At 73.0% G+C, this 20,308-nt stretch carries 21 protein-coding genes and 1 tRNA gene; 8 read left to right on the top strand and 14 right to left on the bottom strand.

Translation table 11 applies throughout. The features are described from left to right. Positions 1-2: 2 nt before the first annotated feature. Together KG111_RS16915 and upp are read right to left on the bottom strand one after the other, a co-directional pair. Entirely contained in the window at positions 3-1,538 is a 1,536-nt protein-coding gene (locus tag KG111_RS16915) for a Re/Si-specific NAD(P)(+) transhydrogenase subunit alpha (protein WP_205289917.1), read from the bottom strand. 173 nt (positions 1,539-1,711) lie between these two features. Then, complete coding sequence (upp, locus tag KG111_RS16910) at positions 1,712-2,356, bottom strand: uracil phosphoribosyltransferase (RefSeq protein WP_205289916.1); 645 nt, start codon at positions 2,354-2,356, stop codon at positions 1,712-1,714. 120 nt (positions 2,357-2,476) lie between these two features. Here upp and KG111_RS16905 point away from each other — a divergent pair, with 120 nt between their 5' ends. The 3 genes from KG111_RS16905 (at position 2,477) to KG111_RS16895 (ending at position 3,578) form a co-directional block, all read left to right on the top strand. Next, positions 2,477-2,959 carry a tRNA adenosine deaminase-associated protein gene (locus KG111_RS16905; protein ID WP_205289915.1) on the top strand — a complete coding sequence of 161 codons (483 nt, stop codon included), beginning with the start codon at positions 2,477-2,479 and terminating at the stop codon, positions 2,957-2,959. 35 nt (positions 2,960-2,994) lie between these two features. Further along, positions 2,995-3,429, top strand: coding sequence for a tRNA adenosine(34) deaminase TadA (tadA, locus tag KG111_RS16900; RefSeq protein WP_205290053.1), 435 nt, complete (start codon positions 2,995-2,997; stop codon positions 3,427-3,429). Positions 3,430-3,488: 59 nt separating this feature from the next. Continuing rightward, positions 3,489-3,578 (top strand) — tRNA-Ser (locus tag KG111_RS16895). A gap of 74 nt (positions 3,579-3,652) precedes the next feature. Here the strand turns inward: KG111_RS16895 and KG111_RS16890 are convergent. Beyond that, complete coding sequence (locus KG111_RS16890; RefSeq protein ID WP_205289914.1) at positions 3,653-4,042, bottom strand: hypothetical protein; 390 nt, start codon at positions 4,040-4,042, stop codon at positions 3,653-3,655. Positions 4,043-4,209: 167 nt separating this feature from the next. Between KG111_RS16890 and KG111_RS16885 the strand changes: the two genes are divergently transcribed. Together KG111_RS16885 and KG111_RS16880 are read left to right on the top strand one after the other, a co-directional pair. Next, positions 4,210-5,085 carry an AAA family ATPase gene (locus KG111_RS16885; protein ID WP_240195204.1) on the top strand — a complete coding sequence of 292 codons (876 nt, stop codon included), beginning with the start codon at positions 4,210-4,212 and terminating at the stop codon, positions 5,083-5,085. Between the two features lie 2 nt (positions 5,086-5,087). Then, the gene (locus KG111_RS16880; protein ID WP_205289912.1) at positions 5,088-6,494 is read left to right on the top strand and encodes a VWA domain-containing protein; all 1,407 of its coding nucleotides are present in this window, start codon (positions 5,088-5,090) and stop codon (positions 6,492-6,494) included. A 262-nt stretch (positions 6,495-6,756) separates the two neighbouring features. On the opposite strand, the gene KG111_RS16875 is transcribed toward KG111_RS16880, so the two are convergent. The 6 genes from KG111_RS16875 to KG111_RS16850 form a co-directional block, all read right to left on the bottom strand. After that, the gene (locus KG111_RS16875) at positions 6,757-8,256 is read right to left on the bottom strand and encodes a flavin-containing monooxygenase (RefSeq protein ID WP_205289911.1); all 1,500 of its coding nucleotides are present in this window, start codon (positions 8,254-8,256) and stop codon (positions 6,757-6,759) included. After that, entirely contained in the window at positions 8,253-9,734 is a 1,482-nt protein-coding gene (locus KG111_RS16870) for a hypothetical protein (protein WP_205289910.1), read from the bottom strand. Before KG111_RS16870 ends, KG111_RS16875 begins: the two co-directional genes overlap by 4 nt. After that, a complete protein-coding gene (locus KG111_RS16865) occupies positions 9,731-10,699 on the bottom strand; it encodes a hypothetical protein (RefSeq protein ID WP_205289909.1) in 969 nt (322 codons plus the stop codon). Before KG111_RS16865 ends, KG111_RS16870 begins: the two co-directional genes overlap by 4 nt. 3 nt (positions 10,700-10,702) lie before the next feature. Further along, positions 10,703-11,170: a WXG100 family type VII secretion target gene (locus KG111_RS16860; protein WP_205289908.1), complete on the bottom strand. Its 468-nt coding sequence runs from the start codon at positions 11,168-11,170 to the stop codon at positions 10,703-10,705. Positions 11,171-11,238: 68 nt separating this feature from the next. Then, a complete protein-coding gene (locus KG111_RS16855; protein ID WP_249666193.1) occupies positions 11,239-12,408 on the bottom strand; it encodes a pyridoxal phosphate-dependent aminotransferase in 1,170 nt (389 codons plus the stop codon). A gap of 73 nt (positions 12,409-12,481) precedes the next feature. Further along, on the bottom strand, positions 12,482-13,975 hold the full coding sequence (locus tag KG111_RS16850) for an FAD-binding protein (RefSeq protein ID WP_205289906.1): 1,494 nt from the start codon (positions 13,973-13,975) through the stop codon (positions 12,482-12,484). Positions 13,976-14,148: 173 nt separating this feature from the next. Here KG111_RS16850 and KG111_RS16845 point away from each other — a divergent pair, with 173 nt between their 5' ends. After that, positions 14,149-15,654, top strand: coding sequence for a potassium/proton antiporter (locus KG111_RS16845; protein WP_240195203.1), 1,506 nt, complete (start codon positions 14,149-14,151; stop codon positions 15,652-15,654). A gap of 39 nt (positions 15,655-15,693) precedes the next feature. Here KG111_RS16845 and KG111_RS16840 read toward each other — a convergent pair whose 3' ends face one another. From KG111_RS16840 to KG111_RS16830, 3 genes are all read right to left on the bottom strand, one after another. Further along, complete coding sequence (locus KG111_RS16840) at positions 15,694-16,230, bottom strand: LytR C-terminal domain-containing protein (RefSeq protein ID WP_205289904.1); 537 nt, start codon at positions 16,228-16,230, stop codon at positions 15,694-15,696. Between the two features lie 5 nt (positions 16,231-16,235). Continuing rightward, entirely contained in the window at positions 16,236-16,532 is a 297-nt protein-coding gene (locus tag KG111_RS16835; RefSeq protein WP_205289903.1) for a type II toxin-antitoxin system VapB family antitoxin, read from the bottom strand. A gap of 141 nt (positions 16,533-16,673) precedes the next feature. Next, positions 16,674-16,901: a hypothetical protein gene (locus KG111_RS16830; RefSeq protein ID WP_205290068.1), complete on the bottom strand. Its 228-nt coding sequence runs from the start codon at positions 16,899-16,901 to the stop codon at positions 16,674-16,676. 94 nt (positions 16,902-16,995) lie between these two features. On the opposite strand from KG111_RS16830, the gene KG111_RS16825 reads away from it, so the two are divergent. Then, positions 16,996-17,469: a nuclear transport factor 2 family protein gene (locus tag KG111_RS16825; RefSeq protein WP_205289902.1), complete on the top strand. Its 474-nt coding sequence runs from the start codon at positions 16,996-16,998 to the stop codon at positions 17,467-17,469. A 41-nt stretch (positions 17,470-17,510) separates the two neighbouring features. Here KG111_RS16825 and KG111_RS16820 read toward each other — a convergent pair whose 3' ends face one another. Next, the gene (locus tag KG111_RS16820) at positions 17,511-18,260 is read right to left on the bottom strand and encodes a helical backbone metal receptor (protein WP_205289901.1); all 750 of its coding nucleotides are present in this window, start codon (positions 18,258-18,260) and stop codon (positions 17,511-17,513) included. Between the two features lie 44 nt (positions 18,261-18,304). Beyond that, positions 18,305-18,802, bottom strand: coding sequence for a thioesterase family protein (locus tag KG111_RS16815; protein ID WP_205289900.1), 498 nt, complete (start codon positions 18,800-18,802; stop codon positions 18,305-18,307). Positions 18,803-18,948: 146 nt separating this feature from the next. Between KG111_RS16815 and KG111_RS16810 the strand changes: the two genes are divergently transcribed. Beyond that, positions 18,949-20,235, top strand: coding sequence for an MFS transporter (locus tag KG111_RS16810; RefSeq protein ID WP_205289899.1), 1,287 nt, complete (start codon positions 18,949-18,951; stop codon positions 20,233-20,235). The last annotated feature ends 73 nt before the right edge of the window (positions 20,236-20,308 follow it).

Genomic DNA, 20,308 nt, shown 5'->3' with positions numbered 1-20,308 from the left:
CGTCAGGCTCCCTTGCTGAACATCGCGAGCATGCGGCGAGTCACCGCGAAGCCGCCGAAGACGTTGATCGAGGCGAGCAGGATCGCCGCGGACGACAGGCCGATGACCAGGAGGTCGTCGCTGGCGACCTGCACCAGCGCGCCGACCACCACGACTCCGGAGATGGCGTTGGTGACGCTCATCAGCGGGGTGTGCAGGGCGTGGGCGACCTTGCCGATGACGTAGTAGCCGATGACGATGGAGAGCATCAGCACGGTGAAGTGCCGGCGCAGGTCGTCGGTGGGGGCCAGGGCGTTGATCAGCCAGAACAGGGCGACCCCGGCGAGCACGAGCCCGACCTTGGCGCCCGCGGTCATCGGCTTCTTCTCCGGCTTCGGCTCTGCGGCAGCGGCGGGCGCCGCGGCGGGCGCGGCGGAGACCTGCACCGCCGGCGGCGGCCAGGTCGACTCGCCGTCACGCACCACGGTGATGCCGCGCTGCACGACGTCGTCGAAGTCCAGCGTCAGCACGCCGTCCTTGGCGGGGGTGATCAGCTTGAGCAGGTTGACGATGTTGGTGCCGTACAGCTGCGAGGTCTGCGCGGCCAGCCGGCCGGCGAGGTCGGTGTAGCCGAGGATCGTCACGCCGTTGTCGGTGACGATCTTCTGGTCGGTCACGGTGCCGGTGGCGTTGCCGCCGTTGGCGGCGGCCATGTCGACGATGACCGAGCCGTTGCGCATCCCGGCGATCGTCTCGGCGGTGATCAGCTTCGGGGCGGGGCGTCCGGGGATCAGCGCGGTGGTGATGACGATGTCGGCCTCTCGGGCCTCCTCGTCGTACATCGCGGCGGTCGCGGCGACCTGCTCGGCGGACATCTCCTTGGCGTAGCCGTCGGTGGAGACCTCGGCCTCGAAGTCGACGTGCACGAACTGCGCACCCATCGACTCGACCTGCTCTGCGACCTCGGGGCGTACGTCGAAGGCGCGGACGACCGCACCCATCGCGGAGGCGGCGCCGATCGCGGCCAGTCCGGCGACACCGGCGCCGACCACGAACACCCGCGCCGGGGGGATCTTGCCCGCGGCGGTGACCTGGCCGGTGAACATCCGGCCGAACTCGTGGGCAGCCTCGACCACGGCGCGGTAGCCGGCGACGTTGGCCATCGAGGACAGCACGTCCATCGACTGCGCGCGGCTGATCCGCGGCACCGCGTCCATCGCCAGCGCGGTCACACCGGCGGCCTGGAGCTGGTCGAGCAGCTCGGGGCTGCGGGCGGGCGCCATCATCGAGATGATCGTCGCGCCGCGGCGCAGGCGGGTGATCTCCTCGGGCGTGGGCGCGTTGACCTTGACCACGACGTCGGCGGACCACACCTGCTCCGAGGTACCGATCCGCACCCCGGCGTCGGTGAACGCCTGGTCGGACTGGTCAGCCAGCTCGCCGGCACCGGACTCGACGATGACGTCGTAGCCGAGATTGGTCAGTTGGGTCACGGACTTCGCCGTCGCCGCGACGAGAGTCTCGCCCGGTTTCGACTCGCGTGGTATGCCGATGAGCACGGGTCCTCCAGCCTTCTTTGGACAAAGTGCTGGTCAACCTACACACGGCTCAGCGTGTGCGGTCCCCGTCTCGGATGTGACGTACCTCTACTGCGCGGCTGTCCCGATGGGCGGAATTCGCACTGGACGGACAGGCCCGCGCTAGGCCTTCCCGGAGGGGACGTGACGGCGGCTCAGCCGGCGGCGACGCCGTACATCCGGTCGCCGGCGTCGCCGAGGCCGGGCACGATGTAGCCCTTCTCGTTGAGCCGCTCGTCGAGGGCGGAGGTGACGATGGTGACCGGCACGTCGAGGTCGGCGAGCTCCTCCTCGAGCCGGGCCAGGCCCTCGGGGGCGACCAGCAGGCAGACCGCCGTGATGTGGTCGGCGCCGCGGTCCACCAGGAACCGGATCGCCGCCGCCAGGGTGCCGCCGGTGGCGAGCATCGGGTCCAGCACGTAGCACTGCCGCCCGGACAGGTCGTCGGGCAGGCGCTCGGCGTAGGTGGCGGCCTCGAGCGTCTCCTCGTTGCGCACCATGCCCAGGAAGCCGACCTCGGCGGTCGGCAGCAGCCGCATCATGCCCTCGAGCATGCCCAGCCCGGCCCGCAGGATCGGTACGACGAGGGGGCCCGGGGTGGCCAGCCGCACACCGGTCGTGGGCGCCACCGGGGTGTGGATCTCGCAGGCCTCGACCCGGACGTCGCGGGTGGCCTCGTAGGCCAGCAGGGTGACGAGCTCCTCGGTCAGGGACCGGAAGGTGGGGGAGTCGGTGGCCTGGTCCCGCAGCACGGTCAGCTTGTGGGCGACGAGCGGGTGGTCAACGACGTGGGTGCGCATGGGGCTCAGCCTAGTGTGCGGAGACCGGCGGGCGTGCCTGGAGACCCGAGCCGGCCGGCAGGGGTGCGCAGCAGTCGGATCCCACTGGTCTCGCGCGGCGTGACATGTCACGCTGAGGGCATGCCTGCCAGCGATGAGGTCGACTTCGCGCTTGCTGCCTACCGCGACGAGGGGGTGTGGCAGGTCGCCGAGCTGACGCCCGACCACGCCGTCGACGTGGAGACGCTCGCCGCGGCGTTGCGTCGCTTCCCCGGCGACGGGGGCGCGGTGGGGCTGGTCGCGGTCGACGAGGACTTCTTCGTGCTGGTCCGGGTCTCCGGGCCGCGCACGCGGGTGATGCTCTCCGACGTCAGCGCGGCGACCGAGTGGGAGCTGGCCGCCGACGTCGTCGAGCACCTCGGCCTGCCGCTGGTGGCGGAGGACGACGACGCGGAGCCCGCCGGCGACCTCGAGCTGCTCGCCGACCTCGGGGTGAACGCGATGACGCTGGCCGAGATCCTCGACGACGACGAGCTCTACCCCGACGAGATGCTCTCCGAGGTGGCGCGCGGCCTCGGCTTCGGTGACCTGTTCGACGACGTCGTCGGACTCACCTCGGCGTGAGCCACCCGCCCGGCGACCGGCGCTGGCCGGAGGCGATGCAGGCTGCCCTGGTGCAGGCGCGGCTGGCCGGCGAGGCCGGCGACGTGCCCATCGGTGCCGTCGTGCTCGACGAGACCGGCGCGGTCATCGGCACCGGCCGCAACGTGCGCGAGGTCGACGCCGACCCCACCGGCCACGCCGAGGTCGTCGCGCTGCGCGAGGCCGCGAAGGCGCGCGGCGAGTGGCGGCTGTCCGGCTGCACCCTGGTCGTCACCCTCGAGCCGTGCACGATGTGCGCCGGCGCGGTCGTGCTGTCCCGGGTCGACCGCCTCGTCTTCGGTGCGTACGACGACAAGGCCGGTGCCGTGGGGTCGCTGTGGGACGTCGTACGGGACCGGCGGCTCAACCACCGCCCCGAGGTGCTGGCCGGGGTGCTCGCCGAGGACTGCGCCGCGCTGCTCGACGACTTCTTCACCGCGCAGCGCCGCTGACCGAGGCCGCGGCCGGTCCGATTTCCGGCGCCCGGAGGCGCTCCGGTATGGTTCCGCGCGGTGGCGTGTCCGAGCGGCCGAAGGTGCAACACTCGAAATGTTGTGTGGGGTCAAACCCACCGTGGGTTCAAATCCCACCGCCACCGCCACGTGATGTCGCACGACGTCGCAGACAGCGGGTCCACGCCAGGCGTGGGCCCGCTGTTCGGTTTCTCGGCGACGGTCAGGGCGCGAGGACCGAGGCGGGCCGGTGCCGAGCGGAGCGGCCCAGGCACACCGCGACGAGGTCTCCGTCCGCCGCACCGCTGAAGACGGCCCAGCCCCGCTTGAAGCTCACCAGCTCGGTGTCGCCGTCGGGCGTGCGCACGATCGCCTTGCGCGGGACGACAGAGCGGTCGAAGCCGGTGGGCGAGCACCGTTCGATCTCCATCATCTTCACCAGGGGACCGGAGCGCATGCCCAGGGTCTCGCGCGGCGAGCTGGGCTGCGGGGCGCTGATCAGGTCGAAGGCGGCGAGGCCGACCAGCAGGATCAGCCCGGCGACGCTGGTGGCCGTCCGGAAGCACACCACCAGGCGCGGGAACCAGTGCTGGGGCAGACAGAGTCGGTCCACCTGGGCCCCCGTTTCCTGCACACCGACGACGGCGTGCCGATCACCGATCCGTTGTCGAACTCAACGAGGATCGCCGGGCCGGGTCACGAGCAAAGGACGCGCTTCCCCCGCGGGCTGCGGGCGGGACACGGTCCGTGGATGTGCGCTCTACCGGCAGGATGGGGCCCATGACCTGGTTCCAATCCCCGGCCGAGGCCACCGAGCGGCTCGGCGCGGTGGGCTACCTGGCCGACGCGGCGACCGCGACCACCACGTTCCTCGCCGGCGCGCTGGAGAAGCCGCTGCTGCTCGAGGGCCCGGCCGGCGTGGGCAAGACGGAGCTGGCCAAGGCCGTCTCCCGGGCCACGGGCGCGGAGCTGGTGCGGCTGCAGTGCTACGAGGGCCTGGACGAGGCCCGCGCCCTGTACGAGTGGAACTACAAGAAGCAGCTGCTCGCCATCCAGGCGGCCAACGCCGCCGGCGCCGGCGCGGACTGGGACGCCACCCATGACGACATCTTCAGCGAGCAGTTCCTGCTCACCCGGCCGCTGCTCAGCGCCATCCGCCGCGACGAGCCGACCGTGTTGCTCATCGACGAGGTCGACAAGACCGACATCGAGGTCGAGGGTCTGCTGCTGGAGGTGCTCAGCGACTTCCAGGTCACCATCCCCGAGCTGGGCACCGTCGCCGCGACCCGCCGGCCCTTCGTCGTACTGACCTCCAACGCCAGCCGCGAGCTGAGCGAGGCGGTCAAGCGCCGCTGCCTCTACCTGCACCTGGACTACCCGGACGCCGCCCGGGAGCGGGAGATCCTGCACCGGCAGGTCCCCGGCCTGGAGGACCGGATCGCCGAGCAGCTCGTCGCCACCGTCGGCCGGCTGCGCGAGCTGGAGCTGAAGAAGGCACCCTCGATCGCCGAGTCGGTGGACTGGGCGCGCACCCTCATCGCCCTGGAGATCCGTGACCTCGACGCCAAGGCGATCGCGGAGACCCTCGGTGCGGTGCTCAAGCATCAGTCCGACCACGACCGTGCGGTCAAGGAGCTGAAGCTGGCACGGTCCTGACCATGGACCGCTCCCCGTCCGAGACCTCCGGCCTGCTCGACCGCCACCTGGCGTTCGTCGAGGCGCTGCGCGGCGCCGGGCTGTCGGTCTCGCTCGCCGAGGACCTCGACGCCGTCGCCGCGCTGTCCGCGCTGCACTGGGGCTCCCGCGACGCCGTACGGGACGCCTTCGCGGCCACCCTGGTCAAACGCCACACCCAACGTACGACGTTCGACGCGCTGTTCGACGTCTACTTCCCCGCCCTGGTCGGCGACGGCGCGGCAGCCGAGGAGCAGACGGGCGACGAGGCGGGGGCGCGCGACAACGCCACCGCGCTGCTGGCCTTCCGCGACCGGCTCGCCCGGCTGCTCGCGGCGGCCGAGCTGGACCCGGCCGAGCTGGCCCGGATGGCCGCGGAGATGGTCGGCGCCTTCGGGTCGATGCCCGGCCGCGGCCCCGGGCTGTCGTCGTGGTCGGCCTACACGGCGCTGCAGCGCGTCTCCCCCCAGGAGCTGGTGGACCGTCTCGTCGCCGGGCTGCTCGGGCAGGGCGCCGCCGAGGACGAGGCGCGCCGCGAGGCCAACCGGCGGATCGGTGCGTTCACCGCGCTGGTCGAGGGGGACGCCCGGCGCCGGATCGCGGAGGAGAAGGGACCCGACCACGTCGCCCAGGTCGCGGTGCGGCCCAGCATCGACAAGCTGGCCTTCATGTCCGCGCGCCGCACCGACCTGGACGAGATGCGCAAGGAGATCTTCCCGCTCGCCCGGCGCCTGGCCGCGCGGCTGGCCAAGGAGCAGCACTCCCGGCACGCCCGCAGCGCCCCGCTGGACTTCCGTCGTACCGTGCGGGCCTCCATGGCCACCGGCGGCGTGCCGCTGAGCACCCACCACCGGCCCAAGCGCCCGCACCGCACCGACCTGGTCGTGCTGTGCGACGTCAGCGGCTCGGTGGCGAGCTTCGCGGGCTTCACGCTGCTGTTCATGTTCGCGCTGCGCGAGGTCTTCCAGTCGATGCGCGCCTTCACCTTCATCGACCACGTGCACGAGGTGACCGGGCACTTCCGCCCCGGCGCCGACCCGGTCGACGTCCTCGCCGACCTGTCGGCCAGCGCCAGCAAGGCCGCCCTGTGGGGCCGCACCAACTACGGCCGCGCGTTCAGCAAGTTCGCCGAGCTGCACCCCGACGCGCTCACCCCGCGCACCACCCTGCTCGTGCTCGGTGACGCGCGCTCCAACTACAGCGACCTGCACGAGCAGACGCTGCGCGACCTCGCCGGCTCCGTGAAGCGCTCCTTCTGGCTCAACCCCGAGCACGAGCGCAACTGGGGCACCGGCGACTCCGCCGCTCCGACGTACCGCCAGATCGTCCCGATGTTCGAGTGCCGCAACCTCTCCCAGCTCAGCGAGTTCGTGCACGACCTGGCCTGGTAGCCGAATCTCCCCTCCTGCACCGCCGAATCACCCTCTGTGGTCCGCCGAATCACCTGGTGTGGTCGGTCGAATTGCTCGTTGTGCACCGTCGAATCGCCCCTTCTGGGTGTCTCGATGGCGACGGGACATCCACCCGACCACAAGAGGAGATTCGCCCAGCCACAGGGAGCGATTCGACCGACCACACCAGGTGATTCGCGCGACCACAAGAGTCGATTCGGCGGACCACAAGGGGGGATTCGGCGGGGCGGGAGGGGTCGGGTCAGGCCGAGTACTCCAGCGCGGGGTGGGTGACGGGGCGGGCGAGGACGCGGCGGTCGCGGAAGTAGTTCATCCGCAGCCGCCACGGCTCGCGCGACCCCTGCCGCGGGAACTCGTCGACGGCGCGCAGCACGTAGCCGGCGGCGAAGTCGAGGAACGGCTCCTCGGCGACGTCCGGGTCGCGCCGCGGTACGACGGTGCGTAGCCCGTTCTCGTCCATGTGCCGCAGCACCCGGGTGACGTAGGAGCAGACCAGGTCGGCCTTCAGCGTCCACGACGCGTTGGTGTAGCCGATGACGAACGCGAAGTTCGGCACGCCGCTGAGCATCATCCCCTGGAACGCCATCGTGTCGGGCAGCACGACGTCGGTGCCGTCCACGGCCAGGGTGGCGCCGCCGAACGCGAGCAGGTTGAGTCCGGTCGCGGTGACGACGAGGTCGGCCTCCAGCTCGCGCCCCGAGGTCAGCCGGATCCCGGTCGGGGTGAAGGTCTCGATGTGGTCGGTGACCACGTCCACGCTGTGCTTGCGCAGCGCCCGGAACAGGTCGCCGTCGGGCACCAGGCACAGCCGCTGGTCCCAGGGGTCGTACGGCGGCGAGAAGTGCTCGTCCACGTCGAGGTCGGGCGGCAGCTGCCGTGCGGTCATCCGGCGCAGGTAGCCGCGCGCGGCGTCGGGGAAGCGTTGGCAGAACTCGTAGAAGCCGATGTGCATCACCAGCGAGCGACCCCGGCCCACCCGCGCGGCGACCCGCGCGGGCAGCACGCGGCGCAGCCGGCGCACCAGCGGGTCGCGGCCCGGCTGGCTGACGACGTACGTCGGCGTGCGCTGCAGCATCGTGACATGCTCGGCGCCGCTGCCGGCCAGGGCCGGCACCAGGGTGACCGCGGTCGCGCCCGAGCCGATCACCACGACACGCTTGCCGGTGTGGTCGAGGTCGGCCGGCCAGTGCTGCGGGTGCACCACCTCGCCGGCGTAGTCGCCGATCCCGGGCAGCTCGGGGGTGTAGCCGGCGGCGTAGTCGTAGTAGCCGGAGGTGGCGAACAGGAACCCCGCCGTCAGCCGCATCGTCTCGCCGGTGTCGGTGCGCTGCACCGTCACCGTCCACCGGGCCCCGGCGGTGCAGAAGTCGGCGCGCACCACCTTGTGGTGGTAGCGGATGTGGGCGTCGATGCCGTGCTCCGCGGCGGTCTCGGCGAGGTAGGCCCGGATCGAGGCGCCGTCGGCGATGGCCTGCTCGGCGAGCCAGGGCCGCCAGCTGAAGCCGAGGGTGTGCATGTCGGAGTCCGAGCGCACACCGGGGTAGCGGAACAGGTCCCAGGTGCCGCCCAGGGTGTCCCGCATCTCCAGCACGGCGTACGACGCCCCCGGCAGCCCGGTGCCCACGTGGTAGGCGGCGTCGATGCCGGACAGCCCGGCCCCGATGATGAGCACGTCGAGGTGCTCCAGGGCCTGTTCGCCCGCCTGCTCGCCGACCTGTTCCTGGGTCTGCTCGCCGCTCATGCCGGCTGCCGCAGGTAGCCCAGCTCGCGCCAGCGCGTCAGGACCGCGACGAGGTCGGGGTGCCCGGCCCGGTCGGCGGCCCGGCCCCCGGCCACCAGCGGCGGCAGGTCGGACTCCTCGGCGGACTCGTAGACGACCGTGAGCCGGTTCGGTGCGCTGGCGTTGATCAGCGAGCCGAGCAGCCCCACCGGGTCCGCACGGTCCTCCATCGAGAGCACCCGTACGTCGTCGGGCAGGTGCGGCACCTGCGCCGAGGGCGCGTTCGCGGTCACCACCTGGTCGACCACGAAGCCGGGCAGGTCGCTGCGGGTGGCGATGTCGAGGGCGACCGCGCCGCCGGTGCCGCGGCCCACCAGCATCACCCGCACCGGCGAGTCGGACTGCGAGTCGGGCTGCGAGTCGCCGTGCTCGCCGTGCTCGGTGTCGGTCGCGGCGGCCAGCGCGCGCACCACCGCCGCGGCGTGGCCGGAGTGGTCGCCGGAGACCAGCCGCAGCCGGCCGGGGGCCGGGGCGGGGCCGAGGTCGCCGGCGAGGAACGCGACCAGGCGCCCCGGGCCGAGCGGCAGCACCCGCACCGTCTCGCCCGACCCGTCGGTCTCGCACAGCAGGGCCATCAGGTCCTCCAGCCCGGCCGGCGCCAGGTCCGCTCCGCCGCTCGCCACCTCGGTGACCGGCGGCGGGGCGGGGGCGGGGTCCACGGCGGCGACGGCGACGTCGCGCAGCGCGGAGGTCCAGTCGTCGTCCATCGCAGCGACCCCGATGGCGCGCAGCCCACCGGCCCGCGCGCTGCGCCCGGCCTCGCCGGACAGCACCCCGGCGGTGAGCAGGCCCCGCATCTGCAGGCTGTCCAGCAGCCCGCCGGCGGTGGTGACGTGCTCCATCAGGTCGGGGTTGGAGGCGGCCAGCTCGTTGAGGTAGGCCGTCACGCCGTCCCGGTCGAGCGCCTCGGTCTCGATCAGGCCCGCCGCCACGATCGCGCCGCCGAGGTTGACCTGCGGTGCGAGGTAGCCGATCGCGCGGCCCGCGATCGACCCGAGCGTCTGGTAGGCCGCAGCCTGCAGCTCGTCGATCCAGCGGTAGGTCAGCACCGTCGCACGCAGCACCAGCGCGTCGGCGTCGAGCTCGATCGAGCGGCTGAGCAGGCCGTGCTTGCCGCCGGTCAGCGCGCGCAGCTCGTCCTCGGCCCGGTTCCAGGTGCGCGGGGACAGCGCGGCTGTCTCGGTGACGTCGGGATCGGTGAGCACGGTGCGGCCCAGCTGCGCCCACTGCCGCATCTGGGCGCCGGCGTCGTCGAAGAGGTCGGCCAGCCGCAGCATCTGGTCGTACTTGTCCGCCAGGTCCGCCGACTCCACCGCCGTCCGCGGCGCCGTACGACGCTCCGCGGCCGCCGCCGCGACGACGTCCTGCGCCAGGTCGCGGCCCACGCCCCGGCCCTCGCCCTTGCCCGGGTGGTCCTCGGGACGCGACGGGCCGCTCACGACGCGCCTCCGGACGCGCTCTCGACCGCGGGCAGGGCGGCCGGCGCGAGCACCGCGGCCAGGTCGCCCGGCTCGACCGCGCGCAGCTCCAGGCGCAGCACCCCGTCACGTTGGTGGGGGCGCAGTGCCCGCCAGCCGTCGGCGAGCAGCGTCCAGGAGACGACGCCGACGGTGTCCACCGCGGCGCCGGTCACGTCGGCGACCATGGCCCGCAGCCGGCCCTGGGCCTCGCCGCCGAGGGCGACGAGCAACCGGGTCACGGCGTCGTCCGTGAGCACGGAGCCGTCCGGCCCGAGGACCGACCCGGTGTGCCGCGCGGCGAGCACGGCGACCAGGTCACCACGGCCGATCCGGACGGCCTCGGCGGCGGCGTCGGCCAGCTCGAACGGCAGGTCGACCAGCGCCGGCACCGCGGAGGTGCCCAGGGTGATCTCTTCCGAGGGTGCGGCCACCCGCGCCAGCTCGGTGGCCCACGAGTCGACGCCGAACCACGCGAGCTCGAAGACCGCGCCGTCGATGGTGGCCAGGGACGCCACCGCGCCCCGGTCGTGGCGGTGCCAGGCCTTCGCCTGCACCTCGCCCATCCGTACGTCGACGTCCAGGGCGATCCGTGGCGCGGCGAGCAGGCCGATCGCCCCGGCGATGCCGGGCTCCAGCACGCCGTCGACGACCAGACCGCGCTCGGCCAGCGAGGTGCCCGGGTCATTGAGCGCGGACAGCACGCCACGGTAGGCGTGGTCGTCGCTGGTGGCGGGGCTGCTGCCGAGCCGCGACTGCATGGCGTCGGCCTCGGTCGGTGCCGCGACCTCGAACGGCAGCGGAGCGTCCCCGGCGAGCCGCGCGGCGTGCTGCAGCTCGCGCAGCGAGAGCCCCACGCGGCGCGGCGCGGCGTCCAGCGGTGCCGGTGCAGCGGGTTCGACCGGCTCGACGGCCCGGGTGGGGGTGGTGAGGTCGATGGTGGGCACGGCTCAGCGCTCCAGACCGGGCAGCTCGACGTGCAGCCAGTCCCGGTGGCCAGGGGGCGGCGGGACGAACGCCAGGAGGGCCGTGTCGGTCGGGTCCGGCTCGACGGCGGGCGCGTCGCCACCGGCCTCGGCGAGCCTCGCGTTGCGCTCGGTGATCGCGCCCACGCGTGCCCGGGCGTCCGCGACCAGCGCCTCGGCCCGGGTCTCGATGCGGGCGATCTCCTCGCGCAGGGAGTCCACGGCGGCGGCGTGGTCGCTCAGCGCGTCGGCGGCACCGGTGTGGGCCTCGGCGACGTGCCGCAGGTGTCCGGCACGCTCGGCGACCCGCTGCGCCATCGCCTCGGCGGCCCGGCCGGACCAGCCGACGGCCTCGACGCGGGCCACGAGCTCCTCGGCCAGCGCGCGCACGTCAGCACCCTGGTCGCGCAGCTGGCCGGCGCGACGCCGGACGGTCTCCGTGTCGCCGTACATGGCTCTCGGCCTTCCCGGTCCGGGCTCAGCCAAACCTGAGGCGGCCGGGGGGCCCGCGTGTGAGCCTCTCAGAGGTTGCCGTCGAGGCGGTCCAGGGCGGTGGTGATGTCGTCGGCGGTGCCGGCGAAGCTCAACCGCAGGAACGAGCCGCCGTCGACGGTGTCGAAGTCGACGCCCACCCCGACCGCCACCCCGGTCCGGGCGAGCAGCGACTTGGCGTAGGCCATGGAGTCGTTGGTCAGGTGGCGCACGTCGGCGTAGGCGTAGAACGCGCCGTCGGCCGGCGCCAGCTCGGTGATGCCCAGGCGGCGTAGGCCGGCCAGCAGCAGGTCCCGGTTGTGCGCGTAGCGGGCCACGTGGGCGTCGAGCTCGGCGTAGGAGGCGTCGTCGAACGCGGCCAGCGCGGCGTACTGCGAGAGCACCGGCGGGCAGATGCTGAAGTTGCCGGTCAGCACGTCGACCGGGCGGCGCAGCCGCGGCGGGGCGAGCATCCAGCCCAGCCGCCAGCCGGTCATCGAGAAGTACTTGGAGAACGAGCCGAAGACGATCGCCTCGCGTGAGGTCTCCCAGGCGCTGCTCGCGGTGGCGTCGCCGTAGGAGATGCCGTGGTAGATCTCGTCCGAGACCAGCTGCACCCCGTTCTCCTCGCACCACCGCGCGATCGCGGCGAGCTCCGGGGGGAGCAGCATCGTGCCCGTCGGGTTCGCCGGGCTCGCCACCACCACGCCGGCCAGCGGGGTCCGGGCGTGGGTCTCGGCGAGCTGCTCGGGTGTCGGCTGGAACCGGGTCTCGGGACCCGCGGCGATCTCGACGACCTCACAGCCCAGCGCCGCCAGCACGTTGCGGTAGCAGGGGTAGCCGGGGCGCGCGATCGCCACCCGGTCGCCGGTCTCGAAGGCGGCCAGGAAGGCGAGCAGGAACCCACCGGAGGACCCGGTCGTCGCGATCACGTCGTCCTCGGTGACCTCGAGGCCGTAGGCCCGGCGGTAGTGGCCCGCGATCGCCCGGCGCAGCTCGGGGATGCCGGTCGCCGGGGTGTAGCCGAGCGCCTCGCCGCTGTTCAGCAGCCGGATCGCCTCCGCGTTGACCGGCGCCGGCGCACCCGTGCTGGGCTGGCCGGCCACCAGGTTCACCAGGTCGCCGTGGGTGCGCTGCCGCTCGGCGGCGCCGGCGAGCAGGTCCATGACGTGGAAGGGGGGCACGTTCGCCCGGGACGCGGCGGTGAAGCGGTCACTCACCCGCGTCATCCTTCCAGGGCCCCCGCGCACGCGGGCCGGGACCACCCGAAGGGCGGACGGCGGGAGGCCCGCCTCAGCCGGCCGTCGCGCCTGCCCGGACGGCGGCCGCCACCCCGGCACGGCGGCCGAAGTAGGAGCCCTCGCCGAGCTGGGTGCCCGAGCAGTAGCCGTTGCCGTCCTGGGCGATGTTCGCCGCGCACGCACCGGCGGCGTACAGCCCCGGCACGACGGAGCCGTCGGTGCGTCGTACCTCGCCGTCGAGGGTGGTGGCCATGCCGCCGATGGTGAAGCCGGCGTAGAGCGCCACGCCCAGGGACAGGTCGAGCACGGCCCACGGGCCGGCCGTCTGCGGCGTCAACCAGTCGGGGTGCTTGTGGAAGTCGGGGTCCTCGCCGGCGGCGGCGTGCTCGTTGTACCGGTTCACGGTGGCCACCAGGGCGCCCTCCGGCATCCCCAGCCCGGCCTCCATCTCCTCCAGCGTCTCGAAGCCGTCCTTGAGCGGCACCAGCGGCATATGGTCCTCGCCGAGGTGCTCGCTGTCGACGATGAGGTACGCGACGGAGTCGGGCTGGGCGAGCACGTGGTACGACGTCCGCGCGTGGTAGCTGTCCTCGGCCACGAACCGCTGGCCGAGCTTGTTCACGATGATCCCCTTCACCCGTGACGAGGGCGGGTAGAACGGGGCGGTGATGAACGGCTCCTCCATGTTCTCCAGGGCGGCGCCGACGGACTCGCCGAGCCGGATGCCCAGCCCGTCGTCGTACGTCGAGCCCAGGGTGAACAGCTTCGAGCCGAGCGCCGGGGTGTAGCGGGCGACCATGTCGGGGTTCATCACGAAGCCGCCGGCGGCGATGATCACCGCGTCGGCCGCGACGATCCCGGTGGCGTCGAAGGAGCGCCAGGCCAGGCCCACGACCCGCTGGTCCGCACCGTCGCCGTCCACGACGAGGTTGGTCGCACCGGTCTCGAACCGGACCTCCACGCCCGCCTTCTCGACCTCGGTGCGCAGCAGGTCCATCACGATCCGGGTGCCCTCGGTGTCGCCCGGGACCGGCACCTTGTGCCCGCGCGGGGCGGGCGGCACCTCGTCGCGGTAGGGCCAGACCTTCTCGTTGCCGGTGAACATCAGGCCCTCGGTGCCGGGCTGGATCACCGCCTTGCCGGGGAAGTAGCTGCGCTCGAACTCGAAGCCAAGCGACTCCAGCCACTCGAAGTGCGCCACCGAGTCCTCGCAGTAGGCGCGGATCTTCTCCGCGTCCGGGTCCTTGGTGCTGGCCATCAGGTAGTCGTACATCGCCTCGACCGAGTCGGTGTGCCCGGTCGCGGTCTGCACGGCCGTGCCGCCGCCGAGGTAGAAGTGACCGCCCGACATCGAGGACGTGCCCCCGTGCACGGCCGCCTTCTCCAGCAGCAGCACCCGGGCTCCGGACCGGGCGGCCTCGAGCGCCGCGCAGCCCCCGGCGATGCCGAAGCCCACCACCACGACGTCGAACTGCTCGGTGCTCTCCTCGATCCGGTCGGCGGGGAGGGGCTCTGGGAGGGCGAGGCCGGGCGCTGCAGTGCTCATGCGCCCCAATCTAGAACATGTTCTACCGATAGACTATGGACCCACCACCGACGAGAGCCCAGAGACCTGATGTCGCCCACGTGTTGCGTCCGTCGCGTGTCGCTCTCGGGCGCCCCGCACGCCACGCGGCGTCGCACGTCGGCCTCCGGAGCGGCGCGACGGAGCCTGGTCAGTTGACGTTCGACGCGCACCAGCTCGACACCTTCGTGCTGGTCGGCTCCTCGGTGCTGCTGCTCGCGCTGCTCGCCGTCCGGCTGTCGGTGAAGATCGGGATGCCCAGCCTCCTGCTCTACCTCGCCATCGGGGTGCTGCTCGGGGAGTCGGTGCTCGGGGTCCGGTTCGACGACGCGCAGCTGGCGCACGCGATCGGGTTCGGCGCGCTGGCGATCATCCTCGCTGAGGGTGGTCTCACCGCCAACTGGCGTGAGGTCAGACCATCGATGCGTCTGGGCACCTCGCTGGCCACGATCGGGATGACCGTGTCGGTGGCGGTCGTCGCCGTCGCCGGGCACTACCTGCTGGGGCTTTCCTGGGAGATCGCCGTGCTGCTCGGCGCCATCACGTCGGCCACCGACGCCGCCGCCGTCTTCTCGGTGCTGCGTGCGGTGCCGCTGCCCAAGCGGATCACCGGCGCCCTCGAGGCGGAGTCCGGCCTCAACGACGCGCCCACGGTCGTGATCGTCACGCTGATCTCCACCGGCGCCGTCAGCGACCACGGCCCCCTCGTGGTGGCCGGCATCGTCGTCTACGAGCTGGCCCTCGGCGTCGCGCTCGGTCTCGCCGTCGGCTTCGGCGGTGCCTGGCTGATGCGCCGCGCCGCCCTGCCCGCCTCCGGCCTCTACCCGATCGCCGTCGTCAGCCTCACCCTGATCGCCTACGGCGCCGGACCCGCCCTGCACGCCAGCGGCTTCGCCGCCGTGTACGTCGCCGCGCTCGTCCTCGGCAACACCGACCTGCCGCACCGCAACGCCACCCGCTCCTTCGTCGAGGGGCTCGCCTGGATCGCCCAGATCGGGCTGTTCATCATGCTCGGGCTGCTGCTCTCCCCGGCCGAGCTGACCTGGAGCGTGGTGGGCACCGCGGTGCTCGCCGGGCTGGTGCTGACCTTCGTGGCGCGGCCGGTCTCGGTCGTCGTCAGCTCCGTGGTCGCGCCGAGGCCCTGGCGCGAGGTCGGGTTCCTGTCCTGGGCCGGCCTGCGCGGCGCGGTGCCCATCGTGTTCGCCACCATCCCCCTCTCCGAGGGGGTGGTCGGGGCGCAGCGGCTCTTCGACATCGTCTTCGTGCTGGTGGTGGTCTACACCTGCGTCACCGGACCCACCCTGCCCTGGCTGGCCCGGGTGCTCGGCGTGAGCGACCGGGACGAGCCGCGCAGCATCGAGGTCGAGGCGGCGCCGTTGGAGCGGGTCGCCGCCGACCTGCTGCAGATCGCGATCAGCCCGGGCTCGCACCTGCACGGCGTCGAGGTCGGCGAGCTGCGGCTGCCCGTCGGGGCCAGCGTGTCGATGATCGTGCGCGACGGCGAGACGAAGGTGCCGGAGCGTCGTACGGTGCTGCGGCACGGCGACGAGCTGATCATCGTGACGCCGCGGCGGTTGCGCGAGGCCACCGAGCGGCGGCTGCGGCAGGTCAGCTCCGGCGGCCGGCTGGCGCAGTGGCTCGGCGACGACCGCCCGCGGTGACGCCCTGCCGGCAGGCGGCAGCGCACGACCGGGCGTGCCTCAGATCGGCTCCTCGGGCACCGAGCTCAACGGCGGGGTGCACACGAAGGAGTCCTTGTCGGCCCGGACCGCCGCCTTGCCCTTCGTCACGCCCTTGAACCGCTTGCCGACGACGATGGTGATCCCGGCGTAGCCCGAGGGCTGGTCCACGACCTTCACCTTCTTGCCCAGGTACGACGCCAGCAGCTGCACCGCGGGGTTGGCCGGGTCGTCCGACCAGATCTGTGCGGTGCCGGCACGGGTGCCGACGGGGGCGTTGCCCGCGGAGCCGGTCACGAAGCCCGCGTCGGCCAGCTTGGCCCGCGTCTTGCTGGCGAGCCCGTTGGGTCCGCCGGCGTTGAGCACGTTGACCCGCACCTGCGGCGGCGCCACCTTGTCGCCCTTCTTGATGAGGGTCTCGGTGCACGCGGCCGCCTTGACCCGCTCCGGCAGCGGCTGGGTGGCGTTGGACCAGCCCCACACCACGGAGGCCAGGAAGATCACGGCCAGCACGGCGAGGGTCATCGCGGAGCGACTGCCCTCCCTGACGTTCTCCACGGTCCTCAACCTTCCATCCGGATCACACGGGCGTGCAGGACGTTGCGCTGCTGCAGCGCGGCCCGCAGCGCCCGGTGCAAGCCGTCCTCCAGGTAGTACTCACCTCTCCACAACACCACGTGGGCGAAGAGGTCACCGTAGAAGGTGGAGTCCTCGTCCAGCAGCGAGGAGAGCTGCAGGGTGTCCTTCGTCGTGACCAGGCTGTCCAGCTTCACCTGGCGTGGAGGCACGGCCGCCCAGTCCCGGGAGGTGAGGCCGTGGTCGGGATAGGGACGCCCGACCCCCACACGCTTGAAGATCACGACTGCCCACTCTACGGCCCGACGCCCCGGGCGGACCCCCGGGCGGACCCCCGGGCGGACCCCCGGGCGGACCCCCGGGCGGACCCCGGGCGGACCCCCGGGCGGACCCCCGGGAAGGTCCCGAGGGGAGGTCGCCGGGGCTCAGGCCGACCAGCGCACCGCGTCGTCGACGAAGTCGGCGAGCGGGTGCACGCCGCGCAGGTCGCTGCGCTCGGCCATCAGCCGCAGCAGGCGCTGGGCGTGACGGTCGCGCAGGGCGTCACGGCGGGCTGCGCGCGCGACGGCGTCCTCGGTGCGGTGGCGGGTGCCGACGGGCTCCGGGTGACGGGCCGTGGAGCCGGGCACGACGGGGGTCGTCGAGGTGGTCATGCTGGCCAGGGTGCGCGCGCGAGGTTTCCGCCTGCGGGCCCTCAGGGTTAACGACGGGTGTCACCGCGTGTGATCGCCGTTACAGTCGGCGACCATGACTCCCTCACCGCTCGACGACATCACCGCGATCAGCCGCCTCAAGTACCGCTACCTGCGCACCCTGGACACGAAGCAGTGGGACGAGTTCGCCGACTGCTTCGCCCCGGACGCGACCGCCGACTACAACGGCCTGGCCTTCGAGGACCCGGCCGCCCTGGTCGACTACATGCGCACCAACATGGGGCCCGGCGTGCTCACGATGCACCACGTGCACCACCCCGAGATCGACGTCGACGCCGAGGCACCCGACCGCGCCTCGGCGCAGTGGTACCTGCACGACAAGGTCATCGTCGACGAGTTCCGCTTCGCCCTCGAGGGCGGCGCGATCTACACCGACCGCTACGTGCGCACGGAGCAGGGCTGGCGGATCCAGCACACCGGCTACCGGCGCACCTACGAGCTCACCTGGAGCCTCGACGACCCGGCAGGCATCAAGGTCAGCGGTCCCGGCGCCCACACGCACGTCTGAGCGCGCCGGGGGTCGGTCCGGCCCGGGCCTCGGGCCCGGGCTCAGGGGGACAGCTCGTGGTGCGCCTGCACCATCGCCGGCCCGTACCAGGTGAGCAGCCGGCCGGAGACGAGCCGGGTGGGCACCTTGCGGAAGGCCTCCGGACCGTCCTCGGCGGTGAACACGTAGGGCTCGTCGGGCAGCAGGACCAGGTCGAGGTCGTCGCGGTCGATCTCGTCCAGCGGCACTCGCGGGTAGCGGTCCTCGCCGCTGTCGTAGGTGTTCTGCCAACCCAGCAGGCGCAGCAGGTCACCGGTGTAGGTGCGCGGGCCGACGACCATCCACGGGTCCCGCCAGATCGGTACGGCGACCCGGCCGCGCCCCGGCGGCATCGGCATGCCCCAGCAGGCCCGCGCCGTGCGCAGCCACTCGGTCGGCTCGAGGCCGAGGACGGTGGCGTAGAACCGCTCCAGGGAGTCCAGCGCGCCGCCGACGGTCTCGATGTCGGTGACCCAGACCGGCACCCCGGCCTCGCGCAGCCGTCGTACGTCGAGCTCGCGGTTCTCCTCCTTGTTGGCCACCACCACGTCGGGGGCCAGGGCGCGCACCGCGTCGAGGTCGGGGTTCTTGGTGCCGCGGACCCGCGGCACGTCGAGGTCCGCCGGGTGCGTGCACCACTGGGTGGCGCCGACGAGCCGCTCAGGGACATCGGTGGCCAGCGCCTCGGTGATCGAGGGCACGAGGGAGACGATCCGGGTGGCCGGCCGGGCGAGGTCGAGGGGATCGCCGAGGTCGTCGTGCACCACTGCCATGGCGGCCACGGTAGCCAGCCGCCCAACCGTCGGCGGCCCGCGGGTCAGCGCAGGGAGAGGCTCCCCGACGTCACGGGCTGCCAGCCGAGCGCGGCGTGCTCGGCGATGCGGGCGTCGAGGCGGGTGGCGACGTCCTCGGGCCACGGCACGGCGCGCCGCTCGGCGACATCGACGCACAAGAAGATCTCCTCGAACGTGCACGCCAGGCGCTCGCGGGTGCCGTCGAGGACGTAGACCAGGGCGTGTGCCGCACGCTCGGCGCGGCCCAGCAGCAGCACCCGGACCGAGAGCTGGTCCCCGGTGCGCAGCTCGTGGAAGTAGGTGACGTGGTGCTCGGCGGACAGGCACGCCAGGCCCTCACTGCGCGGCCAGTTCGGCAGGATCCCCACGTCGACGAGCGACTCGTCCAGCCCCTCGCTGCCGATCCCGAGGTAGTGGCGCACGTTGAGGAAGCCGTTGCTGTCCTCGAAGGCCATCGGCACCGGCTGCACCGCCCACGCGGGAAGATCGACTAGTTGCTGGTAGGAGGGCTGGGCGCTCATGTGGCGCAGGTTACTCGGGTCCGGCGTTTGGGGACACGGCTCGCCGCGACCTACCATCGAAGCCGTCACAACCCTGGTGTAACAACCTCGCGTCGGCCCACCGACGGTCCAAGGCGGCACTGTCGTCGATGTGAGGTAGCCCGGAGATGAACCCCCAGAACACTCAGCAGGATCCCGCCCCGTCGTTGCTGCGCGCGACGGGAGCGACGTACTTCCCGATCGCGCTCGTGGCGCGGCTGCCCTTCGCGATGATGGTCGTCGGCGTGCTCAGCCTCGTCGTCGCCAGCCGCGGCTCCCTGGCTTTCGGCGGCCTCAGCTCCGCCGTGGTCGGGCTCGGCTCCGCCTGCGTCGGCCCGCTGCTGGGCGCTGCGGCGGACCGCTTCGGCCAGCGGCGCGTGCTGCTCGCCAGCGGGGCGGTCTCCGCCTCCGCGCTGGGAGTGATGGCGGCCGTCGCCTACAGCTCGCTGCCGGACGTCGCGGTGCTGGCGGTCGCGTTCGTGATCGGCGCCTCGGCGCCCCAGGTGGCGCCCATGTCGCGCACCCGGCTGGTGCAGCTGATCGCGATGCGGATCGCGCCGGAGCGCCGCTCGCGCACCTTCAACTCCACGATGGCCTACGAGTCCGCCGCGGACGAGGTGGTCTTCATCGTGGGGCCCTTCGCCGTCGGAGTGATCGGCACCTTCTTCGACCCGTGGGCGCCCGTCGTCGCCGCCGCGGTCCTCACCGCGGTCTTCGTCACCGCCTTCGCCCTGCACCCCACCGCCCGCGCCGCGCACACCGCGCACGCGAGCAGGGAGCGCCCCGGGCCGGCGCGCGACCTGCTCGCGCCGGCGCTGGTCACGGTCGTCGTCGGCACGTTGGGTGTCGGGTTGTTCTTCGGGGCCATGCTCACCTCGCTCACCGCGTTCATGGACGCTCGCGGCGAGGCCGCGAGCGCCGGGCTGGTCTACGGCTTCATGGGGATCGGATCCGCGGCCCTGGCGCTGAGCATGGCGCTCTTCCCCGCGTGGTTCACGCTGCGTGCCCGGTGGCTCGTCTTCGCCGGGGTGATGGTGCTCGGCACCGCCGCGCTCGGGCTGGTCGGCTCGGTCGCGGCGATGTGCGTCGTGCTGGCGCTGCTCGGACTGGGCATCGGGCCGACGCTGGTCACGCTCTACAGCCTCGGCTCCACGCGCAGCCCGCGCGGGCGTGCCGCGACGGTGATGACGAGCCTCGGCTCCGCCATCATCGTCGGGCAGTCGATCGCCTCCGTGGTGACGGGGACCGTCGCGGAGTCGTACGGCGCGTCCACTGCGCTGCTGCTGCCCGTCGCCGCCGCCGGGATCGTGTTCGCGGCCGGCCTGGTCAACGCCGCCCTGGGGGTGCCCGACGCCCCGGGCGCCGAGGGCCCCGAGGGCCCCGTGCCGGCGGAGGCGCCCCACCTCGTCGGGTGAGCCCCCGCTGCGGGGCCTGCCTGCGGGACGCCTACCGGTGCGGCTCGACGCCAGGACGACGAGGCCGGCATCC

Origin of the sequence: Nocardioides faecalis (assembly GCF_018388425.1) — a bacterium.
In the GTDB taxonomy this organism is placed as follows: domain Bacteria; phylum Actinomycetota; class Actinomycetes; order Propionibacteriales; family Nocardioidaceae; genus Nocardioides; species Nocardioides faecalis.
Note: the sequence above shows the minus strand (reverse complement) of the source record. Positions and strands in the feature narration are given on the sequence as shown.

Excerpts from the sequence above, each read along its gene's own strand:
- KG111_RS16905 (WP_205289915.1), top strand. The coding sequence starts at position 2,477 with ATGCCTGCCAGCGATGAGGTCGACTTCGCGCTTGCTGCCTACCGCGAC.
- KG111_RS16860 (WP_205289908.1), bottom strand. The coding sequence starts at position 11,170 with ATGTACGGCGACACGGAGACCGTCCGGCGTCGCGCCGGCCAGCTGCGC.
- upp (WP_205289916.1), bottom strand. The coding sequence starts at position 2,356 with ATGCGCACCCACGTCGTTGACCACCCGCTCGTCGCCCACAAGCTGACC.
- KG111_RS16885 (WP_240195204.1), top strand. The coding sequence starts at position 4,210 with ATGACCTGGTTCCAATCCCCGGCCGAGGCCACCGAGCGGCTCGGCGCG.
- KG111_RS16825 (WP_205289902.1), top strand. The coding sequence starts at position 16,996 with ATGACTCCCTCACCGCTCGACGACATCACCGCGATCAGCCGCCTCAAG.
- KG111_RS16820 (WP_205289901.1), bottom strand. The coding sequence starts at position 18,260 with ATGGCAGTGGTGCACGACGACCTCGGCGATCCCCTCGACCTCGCCCGG.
- KG111_RS16880 (WP_205289912.1), top strand. The coding sequence starts at position 5,088 with ATGGACCGCTCCCCGTCCGAGACCTCCGGCCTGCTCGACCGCCACCTG.
- tadA (WP_205290053.1), top strand. The coding sequence starts at position 2,995 with ATGCAGGCTGCCCTGGTGCAGGCGCGGCTGGCCGGCGAGGCCGGCGAC.
- KG111_RS16850 (WP_205289906.1), bottom strand. The coding sequence starts at position 13,975 with ATGAGCACTGCAGCGCCCGGCCTCGCCCTCCCAGAGCCCCTCCCCGCC.
- KG111_RS16810 (WP_205289899.1), top strand. The coding sequence starts at position 18,949 with ATGAACCCCCAGAACACTCAGCAGGATCCCGCCCCGTCGTTGCTGCGC.
- KG111_RS16815 (WP_205289900.1), bottom strand. The coding sequence starts at position 18,802 with ATGAGCGCCCAGCCCTCCTACCAGCAACTAGTCGATCTTCCCGCGTGG.
- KG111_RS16830 (WP_205290068.1), bottom strand. The coding sequence starts at position 16,901 with ATGACCACCTCGACGACCCCCGTCGTGCCCGGCTCCACGGCCCGTCAC.
- KG111_RS16875 (WP_205289911.1), bottom strand. The coding sequence starts at position 8,256 with ATGAGCGGCGAGCAGACCCAGGAACAGGTCGGCGAGCAGGCGGGCGAA.